Origin of the sequence: Deferribacter abyssi, from assembly GCF_049472655.1 — a bacterium.
Taxonomy (GTDB): Bacteria; Chrysiogenota; Deferribacteres; order Deferribacterales; family Deferribacteraceae; genus Deferribacter; species Deferribacter abyssi.
The window spans coordinates 66,595-85,393 of the sequence record NZ_JAQNCS010000010.1; the positions used below are offsets into that span (position 1 = coordinate 66,595).

Consider the following 18,799-nt stretch of genomic DNA (forward strand, 5'->3'; position numbering starts at 1 on the left):
TAATAGTGCATATAGGCGCGTAGCTCAGTGGGAGAGCACTGCGTTGACGTCGCAGGAGTCGGCGGTTCAATCCCGCCCGCGCCTATTTTGATTTATCTTTTATATCAATAAGTTGTGAGTTTTGATTTTTCGAGTGTAACGAAATTGTAACGAAATTTGCAAATCTTGAAGTTTCTGGTCTGAAATTTTCAATATAACGGGCGTACCTTTGAAAGAGCATTTGCATATTTGAATGTCCCATTTGTTTGGCCACATAATGAGGGTTTTCTCCTGCGATGAGAGATAGAACGGCATAGGTGTGTCTGGTCTGGTAAAGTTGTCTGTATCTGATACCTAAGCGCTTAAGTGCAGGGCGCCAGTAATATTGCACTATGCTTTTTGAACTTGTATAAGGTTTGCCGTCTTTATTGAGGAACATAAACTCTGATTTCATAAAAGTTGCAGCTTTATGTGATTTTAAAATTTCCTGTAATAGTGGAATAATATCTATTACACGTGTGGAGTAAATTGTTTTTGTTCCTGATAGGCGGTGGTTACTGAAACTTTCTTTGATGTAGTAGGTCCAGTTGTTTGTATCAAGGTTTTCCCATTTAGCTGCCAATGCTTCGCCAGTTCTGCAACCTGTAAAGAAAAGAAATGCAAGTAACGGGTAAAGGTGAGGGTATTGTTTTTTGAAGTATTCAAGAATTGTGATCATTTCCTCTCTTGTAAAAGGCTCAATATCTGGTTTGGGCTGTTTTAAGTGTTTTATGTGCACTGTTGGATTGTTTGAAATATATTCTTTTGCTTCGGCATACTTGAATAAAAGTTTTATGGTAGAAATAGCATTATTTACTGTTTTTGGTTTTCGGCCTTGAGCAAACTCAGTGATCCATTGCTCTATATCGATTGGTTTGATTTTATCTATCTGATATTGGCCAAAGTGAGCAATAAAATCTTTGAGCTCTTTTTTAGTATTTTTTATTGTGCTATAAGAGAGCAATCCTGCTTTATATTTATTTTCTTTTGAAGCTGTAAATTCATTGGCCACTTCGTAAAGTTTTTTGGGTTGGGACTTCTTAAATCCGAACAGCTCTAATCTTTTTGATTCCGGGAAATAATCAGCATAATTGAAAATGTCCAGGGCTATTTTGTTTTTTATTTCCGAGAGTAATCTTTCAGCATATTTGCGGTTGGTCTTTGTGTCGGTGATGCCTAAAGACTCATAACATCTGATGCCTTTGTAAGTAAAATTCAGCCAGAGTATTCCGTTCCTTGCATATACGCCCATGGGCATATCAATACTCCAGACCTAAAAATTTATAAAGAGCTTTTTTCTTAAACCTTGTGGCCATTCCGTTTTTCTTTACATAGGTATTTGGTGGGAAAAATCCTTGCTTTAATTTTTGCTGGACTGCATCTTTGGTTGCAAGCTTTAAAAGCTGTCTAACCTCTTCTATTGTAAGCAAAGCATCATCTTTGTACATAGAAGCAACCTTTTCTTTTAAACTTTTAACCTCAGCAGTGGCGTCAACTACAGCTATCACACCGTCATCGGTGATTATAGTTTTACTGTAGACTTCTATTGGCATAGGCTCACTCCTGCACTCCTATTTCTTGTATGCAAAAATTATAACCTTCTAAACATCCATACTTATCATTGATGTATTTGTCACATTTTTTACAATCTTTTATTCTCCCTGGGGAGCAATTCTGGGGATTGTAGCATGGCATCAAATCACCTATTCTGCATCCGCATTCGAGAACTTCGTCAAAGAGTCCATCGTAACCGTTTTCTTTTAGATATTTTATGACGATGTCTTTTACGGTCATGGCTCACTCCTGTCTTTCGTCTATTAGTTTATTGACATAGATTGTGCGTTTGCAGGTGAAGATGGCAGTGACTTTGTTATCGGGTACTTTGATTGGTTCTTCAAAGAAAGGACACCAGTCTCCGCATTCCACGGTCATATTTTCTGGGGTTGATACAAATGGGCAAAATTGGGATTTTAGCTTTCCAGCCCTTTCAAGATATAATTTACCATATTCATCAATTTTTGCTATCATCTTATACCTCCAATTTTTTCCCTCTATACACATTTAAGTTGCTTTAAATACTCATCGCATTGTTTGATGCCATGGTTTAAAAATACTTCGTCTGCATGGATCAGGATATTTGCCAGCTGGCCACGAGCAAGGTTAAGTCTTCTAAGGATTTGTTTTTCGTATGGGAGTTTGCTTTCCTGGAGGATTACAGTGGCAAAAGATAGAAGCTCAAGTACAATCATTAGCTGAGCGAACCCATTGCCAATTGGTGGATCCAACTGTAATAATTTTTTTCGGCATATTTCGATTTGTTTGGATAGAAGTCTCTTTTCTACAAGATTGCTGGCATTGTTTATCAGGGATACGGTGTTTTTGAGCTTACCAAAATGGTTTGATAAGGCCTTTAAGATTCCGTACGCGAGTTCAAGGCTTACGTAGACTTTCATCCGTTTTGTCATTTTATCCTCTTATGAGTTTGCTTCCTTTATTTGTCCTATAGGTGTGATTTCTCGGTAGAATGCTAAAATCTTTTTCACATAAGATTCTTTGCCTTTACAGTTTTTAAAAATATCATAAAGAGTTGTCCGCGGGATATTTTGAAAGTGTTGTTGATGAAGCTTATAGATAGATAGATTGTTTGCCTGGGCATATTGGTTAATTGTTTTTACCACTTCTGGAGAGATTGTGATTGTGGTATCATCTTTGGATTTGGGTTGTTTGGACGGTTTGTTTTCATTTTTTGTGGTGTCTGAGGTTTTTTCTATTACTTTTTTGAGGATAGAGCCTAAATCTTTGGGTTCTGGATTTGGTGCATTATCTGTGTTTGAAGTAGTTTTATCTGTTGTGGTGGAATAATTGATATATTCTGGATTACAAAAGTATTTGAAAGTTATGCTGATTTTTACAACAAATGGTAGATGACAGTTTGGACATGAGATTTCTGAAAATTCTTCAAAGAAGCTTAGTTGTTTTTTAAAAAACGTATCGCAATATGGGCATCTAATATTGTGTGCTGGCATGATTGACTCCTTAATTTAATCTTCCTGATTTTTTTAAAAGACGGGCGTATTTTTTTACTTTTGGGTCGTTTTTTCTGGTAAGGAACCAGGTGTAGTGGATTTGGCCATTGTAAATTTCTTTGATGAGCATGGTTTACCTCCGGGTCGATATTTTGTAGTGAAACAAAACAAGCAAAAGAAGGATTCCACCTATCATTCCGGAAAGAAATCCTAACCAAAATGCAAGGTAAATCATGATGCTGCCTCTTCTCTAATGGTTGCTTTCACATAACAATAAAAGTCTTCCAAAGAATCAAAGCCTTCTTTGGCTAAATAATCGATTGCGTCTGCTACGATATAACCCGTTTTAAAAACCTTTTCACAAAATTCGTGAGAGCTGTTGCTATCGATTGCAAGCTTGAAAAGTTCTTTAAACATGATGGCCTCCTTTGATTGTTGTTTTCATTCTTTAATTTTCGCAATTCTTCTGATGCTTCGCACATTGCCATTGCCTGTTGGAGTAAAAAATCAGTAATGACCGACTCGCCTCCCTTTGTGCTATAATTTTGAATGTGGTTTTTAATTTCGATAGGAGGCGAGTCGGAATGAGTGGTGTTGGCATTATTAGTATTATTGCATCCTTTATTGCAGCTGCTGGCGGTGTTGCCGCTGCTGTTATTGCTGCCAGATTGCAGCTCTATCTCAGAAAGGAGCGGTATAAGGAGTTCATCTATCAAAGAAGCTTTGAGGGAGTTGTAGAAATTGCAGAAAAAGCGGGCCTCATCTATACGGCTATAATTAGATACTCCAAAGGACATCCTTATATTACTTCTTTTGAGGATGCTGAGATTAGAGACGATGCTGTCGAAATGTCTGATATAGGTAAGTATTGCGATCTTATAATGGGAGCCGTTATCGAGCTCTCTAATTCCCTTCACAGGTATAGGGTCTTCCTTCCTGAGAATATTGTAAATATATGCGATGGTTATTGCTATGCAATTGCTAAGCATTTTGCTGAGGTCAAAAAACAAGGGTTCGTAGACACCAAGAAGGGCGAAATGAAAAGGATTGTCAGAGCTCTTTTTGATAAACTCAATATGGCTATAAGGCGGGAGTTTGGAGTGGATAAAATCTTTCAGGATATCCGCAGGACTTTTTAAGATGTTTTTATCCATGTGTTGCTCCCTTCTTTGTGGTGTTATGGATAAGATAGTTCACAAATTGTGATATGTCAATATATATTTTCACAAAGTGTGATATAAGTGTCATCCGTTTACAAGTTGGGTGAATTTTTAGGTAAATTTGGGTTGCGGGGATAATTTTGTATATGCTAAAATTTTAACTAAATGGTAAAGGGAGGATGTGATGAAGATTATATATTACTATTATTACCTTAGAGAAAAAGAAAGCGGTAGAGAGTTAAAAGTTGATATTAGAAATTTTGTTGATTCATTTGTAAAATCAAAAAACATTAATTTAAAAAATAAAATTAAATATATTGATGATAATATTTATTTGCTGAGAGATGCGAATAATTTTTATCTTTTTTTAAGAACAAGAAAAGATGAAATTATAAAAAAAATTGATTCAAATAATTTGGATATTCAAGATATTTATAATTTATTAAGGGAAAATGAAAAGCTTGGTTTTACTTCTTTTATTTATTTTGGGGATTGTTTTTGTGGACTTGCCTCTACAATGTCTGGCCCAAAAGATTCTATTTTATCTTATTTTATAGAATACTTGCTTAAGTTAGTTGGAGTTAATGAATATGAATTTGTATTAAAACCTATGCCTACTAAAGTTACTAAAAATGAGGCATTAAGATTTGGGTATATAGGTAAGACTGTATTTGAGGTCAATCCTCAACATAAGGTTTTTAAAGGACTTGCTCAAACGTTGGGTTTTACTGATCAAGAAGTAGATGGATTAGAAATAATTATTAAACCTAAAAACAGGAAAAATATTAAATATAGTTTTAGTAACATAGTTGATAATATTTTAGATGAAGGTGAAAATTTTGGTGTTAAAAAGTTTGTTTTTAAAGCAAAGAATGATATTAATGAAACATTAAATGAGTTGTTTATAATTGGTAATGGTTATGTATATGATTATATTAATTATCCAAAAGAAAAACTTATTTTTGATACTTTTAATTTTAAAATTAATAATAATAGGGAATTGCAGGTTAAATTAATTGAATTTAAAAGGGATAAAAATTATGAAAGAGACGAAAGCTTACAAAGTTTTTTTGATAATTTTTCAGCTGTTTCCTGGGATAATATTTCTTTTAATACCGCCACTGAATAAGTATATTGTAAAGCTACTTGTTAAGACAGATTCTTTTAATAATTTTTCTTTAGTAGCATCAACTTTTAGTTTTACTATCCTTGGTTTTATGGCGACTATTATAACAGTTATTTTTAGTATAAAAGACAGACGGTTTGTTAAAAAATATTTGAAAAAAGAATGGGGAAATTTTTTGACTTTATATTTTACTGCATTAGTTTCTTTGTTAGTTACATTTGTATTGTCAGTTGTTTTGCTTTTTATAAATAATATGAGTTTGGCTGTTTTTGCAACAGCTTCATTAATTTCTAATGTTTGGCAATTATTTTGGATTATTGTGATTATATTAAACCTTATGAGGAAAGAATAGTTAACGGGAGGATGTGATGAAATTTTGTCCTGAATGTGGCACAGAAAACAAAGAAAATAAGGAAGTTTGTGAGAATTGTGGTTTTGAATTTGATAAGTTAGGTGGAGAGGTAAGTTTAAATCAGATATTAGAAAAGTTGGAAATATTTGAGAAAAAGCTTTCTTCTATATCAAAATCAATAAAAGATAAAAATGTAACTATAAAGGATATAGATTTAGGATTTTACGATATTATAGGTCTTATGGTTAAATGGGCTTTGGCTTCTATTCCTGCTATGATTATTGTTGCTGTTATTTTTGGATTGATAGGTGCGTTTTTTGGACTGGGTGGTCTGCTGTTTGGGCCAAGATACTGATAAATATTTTAATTAATTCTAAAAAATAGTTGGTTATATATAATATTGTGAGAGGGGAAAGCATGAGTAAAAATTTAATAGATAAAGTGATTGTAAAACATTTGTTTGGAAATATTTAATGTGGTAAAGGCAATTAGATTGTGTGTTTAACAGTGGAATTGCGTCCAAAAATGGGAGAATTGATGATTTTAGGGTCAAATTTGGAAGATTTTAAAGAGAAAATAGTCAAAATTATGTAAAAATTGAGTAAAAAAATGGCAAAATTAACAAGACAAAGAGAATTTTGAAGTGTTAACCAGCTTGTGCAATTTCCTTTAGGAGGTGTTCCGTATGAGCGGAGGGCCCCACAAAAAGCTGGGGCTTTTTTATTTGATTATAGCTTGTAAGATTGTTGATATGGAATTCATATGGTAAGTCATCACGCCTATAACTAAGGCAAATCCTGCAAAAATTAAGGAAACCAGAGTAGCAAACATTACGATATTAAATTTTTTCAAATCTTTAAATTCAGATTTTATCTCCTTAAATTCTGATTTTATCTCTTTAATATCGGATTTGATTTCAGAAATATCATCTTCTATGTGCTTAAACCTGGTGTCGATGTATTTTTCGAAATATTCTCCGGAATTAGCCATTGTGTTATCACCATTCTTGCTTTTAATATAATATTTTTTAACTTTTTCTTCAACAATTTCTTCTATCTGTTTTAGCATTGGATGGTCATAAAGTTTTTTAGCTTTATTCATCCTCTGGCTCCCGGAATATTGGATTTACAGATAAATCTAAGGCTGTAAAAAATACGTTTTTGCAGTCATTGCAAGTATACATATTCAGCGGAATATACATATCTTCCCATCTGGCTGGTGCTAAACCTGTTGTTTTTATAAACTCAAATTCATCATCGGTATTGACCAGAGTTTTTACTCCAACAGCTTTTGGTTTGGATATATTTTCAGAGCTGCAATAAGGACATTTCATGTTATCCTCCTTTTAAAAGTAATGTGTAAGTTGTTCGTAGAGGAGAGTCCAGAGTTCTTCATCGGTGATTTGGCGGGTAATGTATCTATCAAGGATGTCAGTGTTGGTGAGGATACGCTCAATTGATTTTGCGGATTCTGCCACTTTTTTATCTTTGAAATAAATATCTTTTAGTCTGTAAAGATAGTAAAAAGCTCTTTTTGTGGAGTGTCTTGGATATTTCCCAGCCAGATCGGCTTCTGTCGATACTTTTTTATAACTTCCAAAAATATTCTCTGGTGTTTCCTGGTAAGAGAGCTTGTGGAAAGACAATATAAACTCATTGATTTTCTTTTTAAAAGGTGGTTTTAATTCAGTATATTTTTTTATATATTCTGCGTCTTCTAATTGAATTTCATCAAAAAAATAACTTACAGGTACGTTTAAGGCTTTTGCAAGTTTTTTTATTGTTTCTATATCAGGTTCTCTTAATCCACTGATATAATTAGCTAATCTTGAAGGACTTATTTCTAAAATATCAGCAATCTTTTTCTGTGTTAAATTTCTAAATTTGATAGCGTTTTTCAGTTTTTCATTAAACATAATTTAAAACTATCATTATGTTCACAAAATGTAAATTCACTTTGTTTGAAATAAATCTTGATTTATTTCACGATACGTGTATATTTTTTGAGAGAGGTGTTTTGTGGATCTGAAAAAGAAATTACGTGAGGCGAATATTAAACAAAAAGAGTTGGCATCTTTGATGGGAGTTAAAGAATCCACATTGTCTATGTATCTCCATAAGGAAAGAAAAGTTCCACTTGCTGTTTTGTTAAAAATGAAGATGGCGCTTAATGAGCTTGGTTTAAAAATTTCTCTTGAGGAACTGGCTTTATTTTTTACAGATAGTTCTGAGTTAACCACGGTGGAGCGGTAAATGGCCATCCTTCCTGTAGGTATATACATACATCCTCCCATTGCCTCGGCGCATTTTTTTCAAGGAACCTCCCATAAGATCTCCCCAGCGCCGAGGCTTTTTTATTATCTGGTTATTAAGATAAGCTATTTAAGCCATTTTTCCATCGTAAAGATGGTTAAAAATACGAAGAATTGCGAGGTGCACTGATGAAAGAAGATGTAAAGCTTCTGTCTTTTCACACTGAAAAAGGAAAAGAGTGTTTTGACATGATAACAAACTTGGCTCTTTGTGGTGCTGATAAAGATACAATAATTAAAGAAATTAAGAAGTTCTATGAAAATTTAAAAGAGCAAGATAATGGTCAAAAATTAGATTGGAATAAAAAGCAAGATGTTTTTACAGAGAGAGGAAGAGAATGCTTGGATATGATTAATATTTTAAAAGAAAACAATTTTTCAGAGAAAACAATAAAAATAGCGATTTTTAAATATTGGATAAAAGAAGAGGTTAGTATTCGTGATGCCGATATTATTAAATAGAGGCGGTGTCTTACCGCCTTATTTGTTTTCGTTTAGCAGTTTTCCTTCTTCAAATAATGTGTATAATTCAGCAAATAAGGGTGCAATTTCTTTGGCATCCGCATTTGCTGAACCAGCGTATAGTTTTGTTAATTCCCAGGCAAAACCAAAGCTGTCCATTTTGCTATTTTTGACACGTTGCTTTAGTTTTGTTTTCAGTTCTTCTGATAACATCTCCGCTCACCTCCATAAAATTTTTGCTGCTGACCATATATACATTATAGCAGGTGGGCGGAGTGCAATCAATAAAAGGGGGATGTGATGTGTAAGGTTGGGCATAAGTATTTTGCTTCTGAAATTGCCTGCAGTTTATTCCAGGAAGCAAGAGAGAAAGGCTTTTCTAAAGAAGATCTGGCGGATTATTTAGGAGTAACTCCGAGAACTATCCAAGATTACACTATCGGACATGGATTGCCAAGTGCAGGTGTCATTTTTGGCGTTTGGAAGCTCGTGAAGCCTGTTAATACACTAAGAAGGCTTGCAGGCTATACGAACTGTATTGTTGTAGAGCTTCCTGAAGACAAATCAGGGAAATTGTCAAAAGTGGCCAAACTCACAGCTGAGATTATGAAAGAAAATGCTGATGTGATAAATGGTGTGGCCGAAGCTATTGAAGATGGCAAGCTTACCAGAACCGAAAAATTGCACCTAATAGATGAAGTGGATGAGGCAATCGAAGCGTTGATGAGGTTGCGAGTATCCCTTGAGGATTAGCGATAGATAGAATTTATAACAGAGGGGCGGAGATGTAAATATCCGCTGAAATTTTGAGAGTGACAATTAAGGAGCAATGCGATGAAAATTTCGTCAATATTTTTGTGTCCAAAAACAGAAAGTCTGGCGCAAGAACCGACTTTTATTGATTTTTTGGTAGATAGAATCAGGGAGTTAAGGAAACGAGGAGCAAAATTCACATACAAAGATTACGAGTTATACAAATCGCTCCTACCACCAAATTTATCACCGGATGAATATGAAAAATCTATAGCAAAGCTATCAAAAGCACTTGGAATATAGGAGGATGTCATGGAAGGGTGGATTAAGGATTGGAGACAAGAGATTGAAAGTCAAATTTGGCAAATGCCACCATTGTATTACAAGGTTTGGCAGTATCTGAAATACAGCGCTAATTACGAGGACATAGAAGTGCCAGCAAAAGATGGAAGCTCAACTGTGATTAAGAGAGGTCAAATTTTGACAACTTTGAGAAAAATTGCAGAAGATGTAGGATGGTATGAGCGAGGCGTTTTTAAGAAACCTTCACCGTCAATGATTTCAAAAATTTTAGACTGGCTTAAGAAAAACGATATGATAACCGTTGAGGTTGTGAACAGTTCGAAAACAGTAATAACTATTTGTAACTACGATAAATTCCAGTCTACAAACCAAGAGGTTGTGAACAGTTTGAGAACAGATTGTGAACACACCTATAAGAAAGAAAAGAAATATAATAATATAATAAATAATAATATATATACTTCGAACGAAAGTTCGAAGGTTGTAAGTCTTGAAAAGAAAATTTCTAAGGGAGAATCAAAAAAAGAAAAATACGACGAAGAATTTGAAAAAATATGGGCTGGATATAGAAAAAATGCAGTAGAAACTTTACCTGGCAGTAAAAAAGAAGCTTATAAAGAATTTAAAAAACTACTCAAAAAACACGACATTGAAACCATCAAGGACCATATCAGGTATTATCTCATAGATTGTAAGCGAACCGGAACTAAGACAAAACAACTCGTTAACTTCCTAAAAAAAGAAGATTTCGATACTCCAGTTGAAGAGCTTTACGAATCAGCCAGAAGGAAAAAGCAAGAGCAGGAAATTAAAATCAGGGTGCTCGGATAATGTCCGTAAAAACCAAAAACAGAGTATTTGACCAGGTAGCCGAGGATGCTGTGATTGCAAGTATCTTGGTTGAGCCTAAATCTTTACTCAAGATTTACGGATATCTTTCACCTTCTGATTTTTACAATCCTTCTGCAAGAGAAGTTTTCAAGGCCTGTCTAAGCTTGAAGGCCGAAGGTAAAGCAATTGATATTGTTACGGTAAATGAAAAAACAGAAAACAAATATCTCGATTATATAGCTTCCGTATCGGACATTTTGGCTACTGGAATACAAATCAAAGAATATGCAAAGATTGTCAAAAAATATGCAAATTACAGGCGGTTCCAGGAAGCTCTTGATAGGGCGAAAGAGATATTACCTGATGAGCTTGAGGATAAATTAACCAAAGTTGTGGGGTACTTGAGAGATATTGCAACATCAGAAGCACAGGATTTTGTGTTTAAATTTTCAGATGTAAAAGATGAAATTCTTGAGCAGATTCACAAAATCAGGGCTGGCCAAATTATCGGATATAAAACCGGTATTTATAGTATAGATTCTCTCTTTCTTGGTATTCAGTCAGGGCTTTATATCGTAGCTGGCAGGCCTCACATGGGAAAAACTACTTTCAGTCTGAGGTTAGCAATCCAACTGGCAAGGAACGGATGCAGGGTGCTTTACTGTCCTCTTGAGGATCCGAATGAAGCCGTAATGAAAAAGAATATAGCTCTTTTGATGGGGATGGATTTGAGAGGGCTTTATAAAACGAAATATGCGAAAGCAGAGCTTGATGAAGCGGTAAGAGAGTTTGAAAAACTGCCCATTAAGTTTGCCTGGAGAAAATTTACGGCAAAGCAGCTGAGATACTACGTTGAAGCATACAGAGAGGATTTTGACTGTGTGTTTATTGACCAGCTCAGCCATATTATTCCGGAAGATGAGAAGGACCAGCTGAGGATCCAGCTCAATAAGTCGATTCGTGAAATAAAATCCATGTCAAAAGAGCTTAAAATGCCTGTTTTTCTGCTCAGCCAGATAAACAGGAGCGTGGAGCACAGACAAGAAAAAAGGCCTTTGCTTTCGGATCTGAAAGAAACCGGAAATCTTGAAGAAGATGCGGATGTGATAATGCTCTTATACCGGGATGAGTATTACAACAAAAATTCCAAATATAAAGACATTCTCGAAGTAAATATCGCAAAAAACAAGCTTACTGATGAGAAAACCACGCTTTATTTCAAAGAGCAGGACAAAAGGCTTGTAAGTGTAACAATCGATGGCCAGGTGGTGCCTGAGCCTGAAGAAGATACAGATGATGTGGGATTTTAGGAGGTGAGCTATGGTGAATAAATTTATCGGCATTGGCAGAGCAACAAGGGATGCAAAGACATTTTACACTCCGGGAAACTCTGTTGCTGTAACTGAGTTTGGCTTTGCAATGAGTGATCGTTACAAAAAAGGGGATGAGTCGGTTGAGCAAACCTGTTTTATCGATGTGAAATCGTTTGGCAAGATGGGTGAAATTGTGGAGCAGTATGTCAAGAAAGGGAAATTGCTCTACATTGAAGGCAAGCTGGCTTATCACAGATGGGAAAAAAATGGTCATAAATTCCAAAAGCATGAAGTTATTTTACAGAAAATCAGGTTTCTGGAGAAAAAATCTCAAGATGAGCCTGATATGGTGGAAGAAGAAAACACAGAAGATGTCCCATTTTAGGAGTAAATAATGGAAATGAAAGAGAAAATTTTGAAAAGGTTGAAGGAGCTGCTGGATGAGTTTAACAGGCATCTTGGCGGTGCAGCTCATGTTTACTTGAAAATCAGGCATGAAGCAAAACAGGTAATTGCAAAGCGTGGGCTGGAAAATGATGAGGATATTGTGCGTATGTTTGAAGCTTTTGATGAGAGTCTAAAGAGTTTTGCTGGAGTACTTGAGGATAAAATTTGTTTTGAAGTGATTGAGCAGATAGAAGGTGCTTTCAATGGAATGATTGCTGGAGTTCAAATAGGAGCAGATGATGTTTGAGATGAAAATAAAAACGGAAGGCATTCCGGAGCTTTTAAATTTTCTTGACAGTAAAAATGTCCGTAAGGCGATTAGAAACACAATCAATGATACACTATTCGAACTTAAGGGAACCAGAAAGAAAGAAGGAACACTCGTTGAAGCGATGGCTAAGAGATTTGATAGACCGAGAATGTCTTTTTTAAGAAGGGCTTTTCGGGTGGAAAAAGCTTCTGATACAAAACTTCAAGGGAGTATTGCTTTAAGAGATGATTCATTGGGAAAAGGTAGTAGGTTTATCGATGTTTACGGCCATCATTTCACAGGCGGGGAAAGACCTGAAAAGCGTTTCGAGTTGGCCTTACAGCATTTTGGAATAATAGGCAAGCATGAGCGGGTTGTGATGGGAAAATATATGCCAAAGGATCAATACGGCAATTTTTCTGCTGGCTTTTATACCAAACTCATGTCTTATCTCAGATTACATTGGAAAGCTGGATATGCGGCAAATATGACTGATTACAGACGGAGCAAGGTAGAAAAGAAAAAATTAGTTAAGTACGGTAAAGGTAAAAATGCTCCTAAATATATGACTTATAAAGGCAAAGCATACTTTATCATCACGAAGCACACATTAAGCCGTGGTGGAAGATTTAAAAGTCATCTACATCCAGGTATCTATGAAAAGACAGGCATACACGGTTTTGAAATTAAACCTGTATTACTGTTTGTGAGTAAGGCTGTATATAAAAAGATTTTTGACATAGACGAGCTTGCTAATAGATTGATTGATAAGGAAGAGTTCCAAGCAAAACTTTGGAAAAATTATTTATACCTGGCAAAGAGAAAAAGGAATCGTGGGTCCTTCCGATAAACCCAGCGAGTAGGGTAATGTAAACCTCGGGGGTTCGGAGTTTTTTTGGAGAGAGGAGAAGTGGAATGATGAAAGTTGTTGATAAGAAAGAAAAGATGGAGAAAGGGATAGATGACTTATTAGGAGATAGGCACGAATGGGTAGATATGGAAAAAAAGGAAATTGGCAATGGTGAAAATCAAACTGGAGCAAGGATTGCAAAAAGAACATTTAAGCCGGGTGTGGTTGTGAGTGAGTTTGATGTGAATTTTCTCGATGAGGGGAAATGCAGGAAATATTTGCTGGAGATTTTTTATCCAGAAGGGGCAAGGTGTCCGATTTGTGGGAAGCTTGTGCCGGAGAAAAGCGTGCAAAGATTTTGGGAAAACAAAAAAATGAAGTGTCCATATTGCGGGAAATTTTATTTTGCTACATCGAAGACAGTGCTTTCTGCCAAGAAATTGAGTTTCAGGCAGATTTATTTGATTGCTCTTTTTTTAGGACTTGGGGTTAATCCTTACAAAATAGCTGAATTGGTGGGATGCGATAAAAAGATCGTTTACTACTGGCGTGGGTATTTTGAAGGCCTGGAGGTTAAGCATGGGTAGAGTGAGGTGGCATTTTCCAAAGGTGGCAATACAGGAGACTGCTGGCAGGCAGGCGATGAAAATCATTGAAGAAGTGATGGAGTTTGTAAAGGCAAAGGATGATTTGGAGAGATGTGTTGAGGCGTGCGATATATTACATGCTGTAGAAACACTTATTCGTCAAAATTTCGACAATTATACTTTTAGAAAGGCCAAACGTATTGTCATCGCCAAGAATGAAGCAAGGGGCTACTATGAGGACTAAAATCGACCAGCTTTTTGAAGTGGTTGAGGGGGAGGATAGGCAGAGGCTTGAGATTTTGGTCAGAAAGGAGCGTGAGGCTCTGGAGAGACTGGACAGCGATTCTACAACCGAGGCAGTGGACTTGTGGAAAGCTGCCAAAAGTGCGTTAAGCGAATATGTGAAGGAGCTGTGGAACAGCTATTTTCCGGAAGATCAGGTGTTTGAAAATGCCATTGAAGTGGTCAGTTTTTTGAATGAGGAAGGGTGGAAAGTCAGCAAAACCAAAGTTTACAACGATATTAAAGCGGGAAGGCTCAGGAGAAACAAAGAGGGACATTTTAGAAAGCAGGATGTGCTTAAATATGCTGAAACCTATCTGGTGAGATATGACGGCGGTGGAGAGGATCCTGAAAAATTGCAGGAGCTGAAATTAAAGCATGAGATAGAGATTATGGAAGTGAAAAAGCGTATGCTTCAGATGGAAGAGGAAATAAAGCGTGGCGAGTATGTGAGGAGAGATGAGTTTGAGCATGCTCTGGCTGCGAGAGCATCCATTTTTAAGTCGGATTTGCAGAATTTTGCTTACAAGGATGTGCCTGAAATTGTGGCCATTGTGAACGGTGATACGAAAAAAACGCCTGATGCTATTCAATATGTGTTGGGCAGAATTGATGAGATTTTGGCAAGGTATGTTGAAAGCAGAGTGGAGAGTGCAGAAGTTGAAAACGCTTGAAGCCGTGCAGTTTACCGAAGGTGAAAAGGAAGTTTTTAAGCCCAGATCAGGATTAACAGTTTCTGAGTGGGCTGAAAAATACCGTGTGGTTACCACTGGCTCTATGAAAGGTAAGTGGAGAAATATCACAACGCCTTATCTCAAAGAGCCGATGGACTGTTTCAATGTACCTTATATCAGGCAGATAATTTTGATGTTTGCTCCGCAGACTGGTAAGACACAAGTGGCGTTTAACAGTCTGCTTTACAGCATAGATGAAGACCCTGGAAGCGCAATGTATGTGCTCAGCACCGAGAAAACCGCTGAGAGAATGAGTAAGAAAAGGTTTTTGCCGATGTTTCTGGCCACTAACAAAATTGCAGAAAAGATGACCGATAAAAAGGCGGATAAGGCAAAGTATCATTACCGCTTTAGAAACGGTGCTGATTTGATGATTTCATGGGCTACTTCTGCCAGTGAGCTTGCCAGCGAATCTGTGAGATATATGTTTTTTGATGAGACAGATAAATATCCACAAAATCTTCCAGGGGAGGGCGATCCTATTACACTTGGTGAGATGAGGACAAAGACGTTTCCCTACAATTCGAAAATTATTTACATGTCCACTCCTACCATCAAAAGCGGGTTTATTTACAAGCTCATGACGGAAGTGGCCGATGAAGTGAGGCGGTATTATGTGCCGTGTCCATCTTGTGGTGAATTTCAGCTGATGGAGTTTGAGCAGATAAAGTGGCCAAGTGATGTGAGAGATCCGAGGGTGATTCGCCGGGAGAAACTGGCATGGTATGAGTGCAAACATTGCGGTGCCATCTGGAACGATATTGACAGAGATAGAGCCGTGAGAAATGGCAAATGGGTGGCTGACGAGCCTGTGGATAGACCTGTGGCGGTGGGTTTTCATTTGCCTGCGTGGTATTCACCTTTTGTGTCTCTTTCTGAAGTTGCTGCAGCGTTTTTAAAGGCTCATCAGGATAAAACCAAGATGCGTGCTTTTGTGACGCAATACAAGGCAGAGCCTTATGAAGAGGAACAGGCAGAGCGGGAAGAGAAAATTATTTACGACTTGCGGGATGATAGGCCGAGAGGACTCGTGCCGAGTGTGCCTATTGCCGCCATTACGGCTGCTGCAGATACTCAAGATGACGGATGGTTTTACTCTATCAGAGCGTGGGGATTTGGCAGGGATTTGGAAAGCTGGCTTATCAGGGAAGGTTTTGTGACGACTCTGGACGGGCTTGCTAAGGTCTTTTTTGAGGATGTGTATGAGGATGTAAATGGCCAAAAATATGTGGTGAATATCGCTTTGATTGACTCCGGTGGGCATAATACGGCGGCGGTGTATGATTTTTGCAGGTTTTATCCTCAGGCCATTGCTACGAAGGGATCTTCTCATAGAAGCATGGTCCAGCCTTTCAGGTTTAGCAAAATAGATGTTTATCCGGGCACAAACAAGCCGATTCCCGGTGGTGCGCAGCTTTTGGTTGTGAATACGCTTTATTACAAAGATATGCTTTCTGTGAAGTTGCAGATTGCTCCTGGAGATCCTGGAGCTTTTCATGTGCATTCTGAAATCGGTGAGGATTATGCAAAGCAAATGGTGGCGGAAGTGAAGGATGAGCAAACAGGACTCTGGAAGTGCGTTGGCGGAAAAGCGAATCATTACTGGGACTGTGAAGTTTTAAACCTTGTGGCTGCGGATCTGCTCGGCATCAGGTATGAGCAGGCACCACAGGAAGAACAGAAACAGGATGATATTAAAAAATTTAAACATATTAAAAATCAGAGGAGGCGTAGATGGTAAAGACTAAAACAACAATTCTTGTGGGTATGAAGGCTATCAGGCAATATGTGGGCAGAAGCGAGGCGACGGTGCTGAAATGGATAAAAGAGGACGGGTTTCCTGCTAAAAAGGTGGATGGAGTGTGGGAGTCGGATACGGTGTTGATTGAGAAGTGGAGAAGGAAGATGATTGCAGAGAGGAAGTGAAATATTTTGATTTCAGATTATGAGTTGAAAATGGGTTGAATAAAAGCAAGAGTTGAAGCATTATTATATAAATTTTAATAATAAGAGTCAATGTTTGTGAATTTTAAGGAGCTAACGATGAGTTGGTTTATAATTTTTATAGTAGTATTAATAATTATCTATTTTGTATTAGAAAAAATAACAGATAGTACTAACAAGCCAACAAATAAAGTAACTCGCAGTAATACTTATAAAACAAAAAATTTTACAGGTTTTGATGAAAGTGCATTTTACACATCTAAAGGTAATTTTAGATTTCCTAAATATAATATTAATAATCCTATTAGAATTCGTGATATTTCTGACTATAAAGAAATAAAAGAAGGTTTAAGATATGACGAGATAAAAATTAAAAGTATTGAAGAATTTAATGAGTTTTTCCCTTATTATGACTTATTGTTTGAAGTAGAATCAGTAGTTGAATGTTTTCAAAGGTTAAAAAATCATTTTAGTAAGGATTTAGAATGGGCTGAAAAATTACATACCGATATGTTAGATGACTTATTTTATTTCTGTGAAGAAGATGATGATAATGTTATTGAATTTGATGAACATTCTGAATGGTATGATGTTTTGAAAAATACTGATTTTATAAAAGAAATAAAGTGCACTAAAGAAGAATATCTATCAAGCCTTCTGGTAAACGATTTAAAAGAGATATGTAAAGCCAATAATTTAAAAGTTTCAGGAAAGAAAAACGAACTTATACAGAGAATTTTGGATGCTAATGTTGATATTAAAATACCGAAGCATTATGAAATTACGCGAGATATATGCAGTGAAGTAATAAAAATTTTTGATTTTTATCTTAATACAGTTGAAGAACTTATAAAGGATTTTCACCCTTTTTATAAATATGCGATCTGGAAGGGTGTTTATGACAGTTCAGAATACAACTATATAACAAATAAAGTTAATGAAAAAATTAAAGAATTAGAAAAAATAATTGAGGGGTAATGATGAACGATAAAGAAAATATAGTAAAAAAAGTTTGTAAGGAGCTGGGGATTACGCAAAAGGAGTTGGCGGAAAGGATTGGTATTTCTGAGCAATCGTTACGAAATGCTGTATCATCTGGTAAGCTGAGTAATCAAACAAAAAAAGCAATCGAACTGTTTGTTGAAAACGTTAAACTAAAAAAAGAATTGGAAAAATATAAAGAATTAGGAAAATTATTAAAAGAGATAATAAATTAGTATGTTGAATATCGCCTAATATCATATATCATTATTTTAACCCTTGACATTTATCATTAATTATTATATTAGCCTCCTGAAATATACTTTTTCAGGAGGTTGTTTATGTCTAATGTAGTTCTTTTTAATAATCCAGAATTTGGACAGATAAGAATTGTTGACCAAAATGGGAATTTTTGGTTCGTGGCAAAGGATATATGTGAGAAGGACATTGCACAAGTTGGTTAGCACTTCAAAGTTCTCTTTGTTTGGTTAATTTTGTCATTTTTTTACTCAATTTTTACATAATTTTGACTATTGCCTCTCTAAAACCCTCCAAATTTGACCCTAAAATCATCAATTCTCCCATTTTTGGACGCAATTCTACCGTTAAACACACAATCTAATTGCCTTTACCACATTAAAACATATCGATTTCATCAGAAATTCATATAATACCTTGCGAATACCTAAATATCTCGACCTATTCAAACCATAATTGCTTTTTAATGTTCCAAAACTACGCTCTATCTTATACCTAACTCGTTTGCAAAATTTGTTTAAATCTTTTTGTAATTCCGTTAAATCTCTACCCTTCACCTTTTTATGCATTATAAAATCCTCTATATCATTTGATTTTAACATTTCACGATTTCTCTTGCTACTATATGCTTTGTCTCCAAATACAGAAGTAACTATGTAACCTTTCTCTTGTAAATTTTTTATCAATGGCTCTAAATATCTTGACTCATGAACATTAGCTCCTGTAACCTCCACTCCTAAAATAAATCCGTTGACACTATCACTCGCTACATGTGCCTTATAACCATAGTATGATTTATCCCCCTTCTTTA

33 protein-coding genes and 1 tRNA gene are annotated in these 18,799 nt (G+C 36.0%); 22 read left to right on the forward strand and 12 right to left on the reverse strand.

From position 1 onward, the window contains the following. Positions 1-13: 13 nt before the first annotated feature. Positions 14-85: transfer RNA gene (locus tag OWK30_RS07220), tRNA-Val, on the forward strand. Here the strand turns inward: OWK30_RS07220 and OWK30_RS07225 are convergent. The 7 genes from OWK30_RS07225 to OWK30_RS07255 all read right to left on the reverse strand — a co-directional run bounded on the left by OWK30_RS07225 (position 83) and on the right by OWK30_RS07255 (position 3,461). Continuing rightward, a complete protein-coding gene (locus OWK30_RS07225) occupies positions 83-1,276 on the reverse strand; it encodes an Arm DNA-binding domain-containing protein (protein WP_423325025.1) in 1,194 nt (397 codons plus the stop codon). The genes OWK30_RS07220 and OWK30_RS07225 overlap by 3 nt on opposite strands. A 1-nt stretch (position 1,277) precedes the next feature. Further along, the gene (locus tag OWK30_RS07230; RefSeq protein ID WP_423325027.1) at positions 1,278-1,571 is read right to left on the reverse strand and encodes a hypothetical protein; all 294 of its coding nucleotides are present in this window, start codon (positions 1,569-1,571) and stop codon (positions 1,278-1,280) included. A gap of 4 nt (positions 1,572-1,575) precedes the next feature. Then, complete coding sequence (locus tag OWK30_RS07235) at positions 1,576-1,812, reverse strand: hypothetical protein (RefSeq protein WP_423325029.1); 237 nt, start codon at positions 1,810-1,812, stop codon at positions 1,576-1,578. Positions 1,813-1,815: 3 nt separating this feature from the next. After that, entirely contained in the window at positions 1,816-2,046 is a 231-nt protein-coding gene (locus tag OWK30_RS07240) for a hypothetical protein (RefSeq protein ID WP_423325031.1), read from the reverse strand. Between the two features lie 23 nt (positions 2,047-2,069). Beyond that, positions 2,070-2,483, reverse strand: coding sequence for a hypothetical protein (locus OWK30_RS07245; protein ID WP_423325033.1), 414 nt, complete (start codon positions 2,481-2,483; stop codon positions 2,070-2,072). A gap of 9 nt (positions 2,484-2,492) precedes the next feature. Then, a complete protein-coding gene (locus OWK30_RS07250; protein WP_423325035.1) occupies positions 2,493-3,044 on the reverse strand; it encodes a hypothetical protein in 552 nt (183 codons plus the stop codon). A 231-nt stretch (positions 3,045-3,275) separates the two neighbouring features. Next, entirely contained in the window at positions 3,276-3,461 is a 186-nt protein-coding gene (locus OWK30_RS07255; RefSeq protein WP_423325036.1) for a hypothetical protein, read from the reverse strand. A 167-nt stretch (positions 3,462-3,628) separates the two neighbouring features. Here OWK30_RS07255 and OWK30_RS07260 point away from each other — a divergent pair, with 167 nt between their 5' ends. The 4 genes from OWK30_RS07260 to OWK30_RS07275 all read left to right on the forward strand — a co-directional run bounded on the left by OWK30_RS07260 (position 3,629) and on the right by OWK30_RS07275 (position 6,037). After that, complete coding sequence (locus OWK30_RS07260) at positions 3,629-4,183, forward strand: hypothetical protein (RefSeq protein ID WP_423325037.1); 555 nt, start codon at positions 3,629-3,631, stop codon at positions 4,181-4,183. A gap of 205 nt (positions 4,184-4,388) precedes the next feature. Continuing rightward, positions 4,389-5,333 (forward strand): hypothetical protein, encoded by a 945-nt coding sequence (locus OWK30_RS07265; RefSeq protein WP_423325038.1) that lies wholly within the window; start codon positions 4,389-4,391, stop codon positions 5,331-5,333. An 88-nt stretch (positions 5,334-5,421) separates the two neighbouring features. Further along, complete coding sequence (locus OWK30_RS07270) at positions 5,422-5,682, forward strand: hypothetical protein (RefSeq protein WP_423325040.1); 261 nt, start codon at positions 5,422-5,424, stop codon at positions 5,680-5,682. A 16-nt stretch (positions 5,683-5,698) separates the two neighbouring features. After that, on the forward strand, positions 5,699-6,037 hold the full coding sequence (locus OWK30_RS07275) for a zinc-ribbon domain-containing protein (RefSeq protein ID WP_423325042.1): 339 nt from the start codon (positions 5,699-5,701) through the stop codon (positions 6,035-6,037). A 365-nt stretch (positions 6,038-6,402) separates the two neighbouring features. On the opposite strand, the gene OWK30_RS07280 is transcribed toward OWK30_RS07275, so the two are convergent. From OWK30_RS07280 to OWK30_RS07290, 3 genes are read right to left on the reverse strand one after another with little or no spacing between them, the layout of a single operon-like run. After that, positions 6,403-6,783, reverse strand: coding sequence for a hypothetical protein (locus OWK30_RS07280; protein WP_423325044.1), 381 nt, complete (start codon positions 6,781-6,783; stop codon positions 6,403-6,405). Further along, entirely contained in the window at positions 6,776-7,015 is a 240-nt protein-coding gene (locus OWK30_RS07285; protein WP_423325046.1) for a hypothetical protein, read from the reverse strand. The genes OWK30_RS07280 and OWK30_RS07285 overlap by 8 nt, the downstream gene beginning before the upstream one ends. Positions 7,016-7,027: 12 nt before the next feature. Then, the gene (locus OWK30_RS07290) at positions 7,028-7,597 is read right to left on the reverse strand and encodes a helix-turn-helix domain-containing protein (RefSeq protein ID WP_423325048.1); all 570 of its coding nucleotides are present in this window, start codon (positions 7,595-7,597) and stop codon (positions 7,028-7,030) included. Between the two features lie 103 nt (positions 7,598-7,700). On the opposite strand from OWK30_RS07290, the gene OWK30_RS07295 reads away from it, so the two are divergent. Both OWK30_RS07295 and OWK30_RS07300 read left to right on the forward strand, forming a co-directional pair. Next, positions 7,701-7,934 (forward strand): helix-turn-helix domain-containing protein, encoded by a 234-nt coding sequence (locus OWK30_RS07295; protein WP_423325050.1) that lies wholly within the window; start codon positions 7,701-7,703, stop codon positions 7,932-7,934. Positions 7,935-8,122: 188 nt separating this feature from the next. After that, entirely contained in the window at positions 8,123-8,455 is a 333-nt protein-coding gene (locus tag OWK30_RS07300) for a hypothetical protein (RefSeq protein ID WP_423325052.1), read from the forward strand. An 18-nt stretch (positions 8,456-8,473) separates the two neighbouring features. Here the strand turns inward: OWK30_RS07300 and OWK30_RS07305 are convergent, their stop codons facing one another. Continuing rightward, on the reverse strand, positions 8,474-8,668 hold the full coding sequence (locus tag OWK30_RS07305) for a hypothetical protein (protein ID WP_423325054.1): 195 nt from the start codon (positions 8,666-8,668) through the stop codon (positions 8,474-8,476). 87 nt (positions 8,669-8,755) lie between these two features. Here OWK30_RS07305 and OWK30_RS07310 point away from each other — a divergent pair, with 87 nt between their 5' ends. The 15 genes from OWK30_RS07310 (at position 8,756) to OWK30_RS07380 (ending at position 18,194) form a co-directional block, all read left to right on the forward strand. After that, positions 8,756-9,208, forward strand: a complete 453-nt coding sequence (locus OWK30_RS07310; RefSeq protein WP_423325056.1) for a phage regulatory CII family protein — start codon at positions 8,756-8,758, stop codon at positions 9,206-9,208. Between the two features lie 81 nt (positions 9,209-9,289). Beyond that, positions 9,290-9,511, forward strand: a complete 222-nt coding sequence (locus tag OWK30_RS07315; RefSeq protein WP_423325058.1) for a hypothetical protein — start codon at positions 9,290-9,292, stop codon at positions 9,509-9,511. Positions 9,512-9,520: 9 nt separating this feature from the next. Next, positions 9,521-10,342, forward strand: coding sequence for a hypothetical protein (locus OWK30_RS07320; protein WP_423325060.1), 822 nt, complete (start codon positions 9,521-9,523; stop codon positions 10,340-10,342). After that, on the forward strand, positions 10,342-11,652 hold the full coding sequence (locus OWK30_RS07325; protein ID WP_423325062.1) for a replicative DNA helicase: 1,311 nt from the start codon (positions 10,342-10,344) through the stop codon (positions 11,650-11,652). The genes OWK30_RS07320 and OWK30_RS07325 overlap by 1 nt, the downstream gene beginning before the upstream one ends. A 10-nt stretch (positions 11,653-11,662) precedes the next feature. Then, complete coding sequence (gene ssb / locus OWK30_RS07330) at positions 11,663-12,040, forward strand: single-stranded DNA-binding protein (protein WP_423325064.1); 378 nt, start codon at positions 11,663-11,665, stop codon at positions 12,038-12,040. Between the two features lie 9 nt (positions 12,041-12,049). Continuing rightward, positions 12,050-12,349 (forward strand): hypothetical protein, encoded by a 300-nt coding sequence (locus tag OWK30_RS07335; protein WP_423325066.1) that lies wholly within the window; start codon positions 12,050-12,052, stop codon positions 12,347-12,349. Continuing rightward, complete coding sequence (locus tag OWK30_RS07340) at positions 12,342-13,202, forward strand: hypothetical protein (protein ID WP_423325067.1); 861 nt, start codon at positions 12,342-12,344, stop codon at positions 13,200-13,202. Before OWK30_RS07335 ends, OWK30_RS07340 begins: the two co-directional genes overlap by 8 nt. 65 nt (positions 13,203-13,267) lie before the next feature. Continuing rightward, positions 13,268-13,789, forward strand: coding sequence for a hypothetical protein (locus tag OWK30_RS07345; RefSeq protein WP_423325069.1), 522 nt, complete (start codon positions 13,268-13,270; stop codon positions 13,787-13,789). After that, positions 13,782-14,033: a hypothetical protein gene (locus tag OWK30_RS07350; RefSeq protein ID WP_423325071.1), complete on the forward strand. Its 252-nt coding sequence runs from the start codon at positions 13,782-13,784 to the stop codon at positions 14,031-14,033. Before OWK30_RS07345 ends, OWK30_RS07350 begins: the two co-directional genes overlap by 8 nt. Then, positions 14,023-14,745, forward strand: a complete 723-nt coding sequence (locus OWK30_RS07355; protein ID WP_423325073.1) for a hypothetical protein — start codon at positions 14,023-14,025, stop codon at positions 14,743-14,745. The genes OWK30_RS07350 and OWK30_RS07355 overlap by 11 nt, the downstream gene beginning before the upstream one ends. Then, on the forward strand, positions 14,732-16,546 hold the full coding sequence (locus OWK30_RS07360) for a terminase gpA endonuclease subunit (RefSeq protein ID WP_423325075.1): 1,815 nt from the start codon (positions 14,732-14,734) through the stop codon (positions 16,544-16,546). Before OWK30_RS07355 ends, OWK30_RS07360 begins: the two co-directional genes overlap by 14 nt. Further along, positions 16,540-16,731, forward strand: coding sequence for a hypothetical protein (locus OWK30_RS07365; RefSeq protein ID WP_423325077.1), 192 nt, complete (start codon positions 16,540-16,542; stop codon positions 16,729-16,731). Before OWK30_RS07360 ends, OWK30_RS07365 begins: the two co-directional genes overlap by 7 nt. Before the next feature lie 117 nt (positions 16,732-16,848). Next, positions 16,849-17,727, forward strand: a complete 879-nt coding sequence (locus OWK30_RS07370) for an SAP domain-containing protein (protein WP_423325079.1) — start codon at positions 16,849-16,851, stop codon at positions 17,725-17,727. A gap of 2 nt (positions 17,728-17,729) precedes the next feature. Beyond that, positions 17,730-17,966, forward strand: coding sequence for a helix-turn-helix domain-containing protein (locus tag OWK30_RS07375; RefSeq protein WP_423325081.1), 237 nt, complete (start codon positions 17,730-17,732; stop codon positions 17,964-17,966). Between the two features lie 105 nt (positions 17,967-18,071). Beyond that, positions 18,072-18,194 (forward strand): BRO-N domain-containing protein, encoded by a 123-nt coding sequence (locus tag OWK30_RS07380; protein ID WP_423325083.1) that lies wholly within the window; start codon positions 18,072-18,074, stop codon positions 18,192-18,194. A gap of 141 nt (positions 18,195-18,335) precedes the next feature. Here OWK30_RS07380 and OWK30_RS07385 read toward each other — a convergent pair. Continuing rightward, positions 18,336-18,799: transposase (locus tag OWK30_RS07385; RefSeq protein ID WP_423325085.1), on the reverse strand; the 464-nt coding region annotated here is incomplete at its 5' end.

What these genes read in the sequence shown, in the direction of transcription:
- OWK30_RS07225 (WP_423325025.1), bottom strand. Translation starts at nt 1,276, where the DNA reads ATGCCCATGGGCGTATATGCAAGGAACGGAATACTCTGGCTGAATTTT.
- OWK30_RS07230 (WP_423325027.1), bottom strand. Translation starts at nt 1,571, where the DNA reads ATGCCAATAGAAGTCTACAGTAAAACTATAATCACCGATGACGGTGTG.
- OWK30_RS07235 (WP_423325029.1), bottom strand. Translation starts at nt 1,812, where the DNA reads ATGACCGTAAAAGACATCGTCATAAAATATCTAAAAGAAAACGGTTAC.
- OWK30_RS07240 (WP_423325031.1), bottom strand. Translation starts at nt 2,046, where the DNA reads ATGATAGCAAAAATTGATGAATATGGTAAATTATATCTTGAAAGGGCT.
- OWK30_RS07245 (WP_423325033.1), bottom strand. Translation starts at nt 2,483, where the DNA reads ATGACAAAACGGATGAAAGTCTACGTAAGCCTTGAACTCGCGTACGGA.
- OWK30_RS07250 (WP_423325035.1), bottom strand. Translation starts at nt 3,044, where the DNA reads ATGCCAGCACACAATATTAGATGCCCATATTGCGATACGTTTTTTAAA.
- OWK30_RS07255 (WP_423325036.1), bottom strand. Translation starts at nt 3,461, where the DNA reads ATGTTTAAAGAACTTTTCAAGCTTGCAATCGATAGCAACAGCTCTCAC.
- OWK30_RS07260 (WP_423325037.1), top strand. Translation starts at nt 3,629, where the DNA reads ATGAGTGGTGTTGGCATTATTAGTATTATTGCATCCTTTATTGCAGCT.
- OWK30_RS07265 (WP_423325038.1), top strand. Translation starts at nt 4,389, where the DNA reads ATGAAGATTATATATTACTATTATTACCTTAGAGAAAAAGAAAGCGGT.
- OWK30_RS07270 (WP_423325040.1), top strand. Translation starts at nt 5,422, where the DNA reads ATGGCGACTATTATAACAGTTATTTTTAGTATAAAAGACAGACGGTTT.
- OWK30_RS07275 (WP_423325042.1), top strand. Translation starts at nt 5,699, where the DNA reads ATGAAATTTTGTCCTGAATGTGGCACAGAAAACAAAGAAAATAAGGAA.
- OWK30_RS07280 (WP_423325044.1), bottom strand. Translation starts at nt 6,783, where the DNA reads ATGAATAAAGCTAAAAAACTTTATGACCATCCAATGCTAAAACAGATA.
- OWK30_RS07285 (WP_423325046.1), bottom strand. Translation starts at nt 7,015, where the DNA reads ATGAAATGTCCTTATTGCAGCTCTGAAAATATATCCAAACCAAAAGCT.
- OWK30_RS07290 (WP_423325048.1), bottom strand. Translation starts at nt 7,597, where the DNA reads ATGTTTAATGAAAAACTGAAAAACGCTATCAAATTTAGAAATTTAACA.
- OWK30_RS07300 (WP_423325052.1), top strand. Translation starts at nt 8,123, where the DNA reads ATGAAAGAAGATGTAAAGCTTCTGTCTTTTCACACTGAAAAAGGAAAA.
- OWK30_RS07305 (WP_423325054.1), bottom strand. Translation starts at nt 8,668, where the DNA reads ATGTTATCAGAAGAACTGAAAACAAAACTAAAGCAACGTGTCAAAAAT.
- OWK30_RS07310 (WP_423325056.1), top strand. Translation starts at nt 8,756, where the DNA reads ATGTGTAAGGTTGGGCATAAGTATTTTGCTTCTGAAATTGCCTGCAGT.
- OWK30_RS07315 (WP_423325058.1), top strand. Translation starts at nt 9,290, where the DNA reads ATGAAAATTTCGTCAATATTTTTGTGTCCAAAAACAGAAAGTCTGGCG.
- OWK30_RS07320 (WP_423325060.1), top strand. Translation starts at nt 9,521, where the DNA reads ATGGAAGGGTGGATTAAGGATTGGAGACAAGAGATTGAAAGTCAAATT.
- OWK30_RS07325 (WP_423325062.1), top strand. Translation starts at nt 10,342, where the DNA reads ATGTCCGTAAAAACCAAAAACAGAGTATTTGACCAGGTAGCCGAGGAT.
- ssb (WP_423325064.1), top strand. Translation starts at nt 11,663, where the DNA reads ATGGTGAATAAATTTATCGGCATTGGCAGAGCAACAAGGGATGCAAAG.
- OWK30_RS07335 (WP_423325066.1), top strand. Translation starts at nt 12,050, where the DNA reads ATGGAAATGAAAGAGAAAATTTTGAAAAGGTTGAAGGAGCTGCTGGAT.
- OWK30_RS07340 (WP_423325067.1), top strand. Translation starts at nt 12,342, where the DNA reads ATGTTTGAGATGAAAATAAAAACGGAAGGCATTCCGGAGCTTTTAAAT.
- OWK30_RS07345 (WP_423325069.1), top strand. Translation starts at nt 13,268, where the DNA reads ATGATGAAAGTTGTTGATAAGAAAGAAAAGATGGAGAAAGGGATAGAT.
- OWK30_RS07350 (WP_423325071.1), top strand. Translation starts at nt 13,782, where the DNA reads ATGGGTAGAGTGAGGTGGCATTTTCCAAAGGTGGCAATACAGGAGACT.
- OWK30_RS07355 (WP_423325073.1), top strand. Translation starts at nt 14,023, where the DNA reads ATGAGGACTAAAATCGACCAGCTTTTTGAAGTGGTTGAGGGGGAGGAT.
- OWK30_RS07365 (WP_423325077.1), top strand. Translation starts at nt 16,540, where the DNA reads ATGGTAAAGACTAAAACAACAATTCTTGTGGGTATGAAGGCTATCAGG.
- OWK30_RS07370 (WP_423325079.1), top strand. Translation starts at nt 16,849, where the DNA reads ATGAGTTGGTTTATAATTTTTATAGTAGTATTAATAATTATCTATTTT.
- OWK30_RS07375 (WP_423325081.1), top strand. Translation starts at nt 17,730, where the DNA reads ATGAACGATAAAGAAAATATAGTAAAAAAAGTTTGTAAGGAGCTGGGG.
- OWK30_RS07380 (WP_423325083.1), top strand. Translation starts at nt 18,072, where the DNA reads ATGTCTAATGTAGTTCTTTTTAATAATCCAGAATTTGGACAGATAAGA.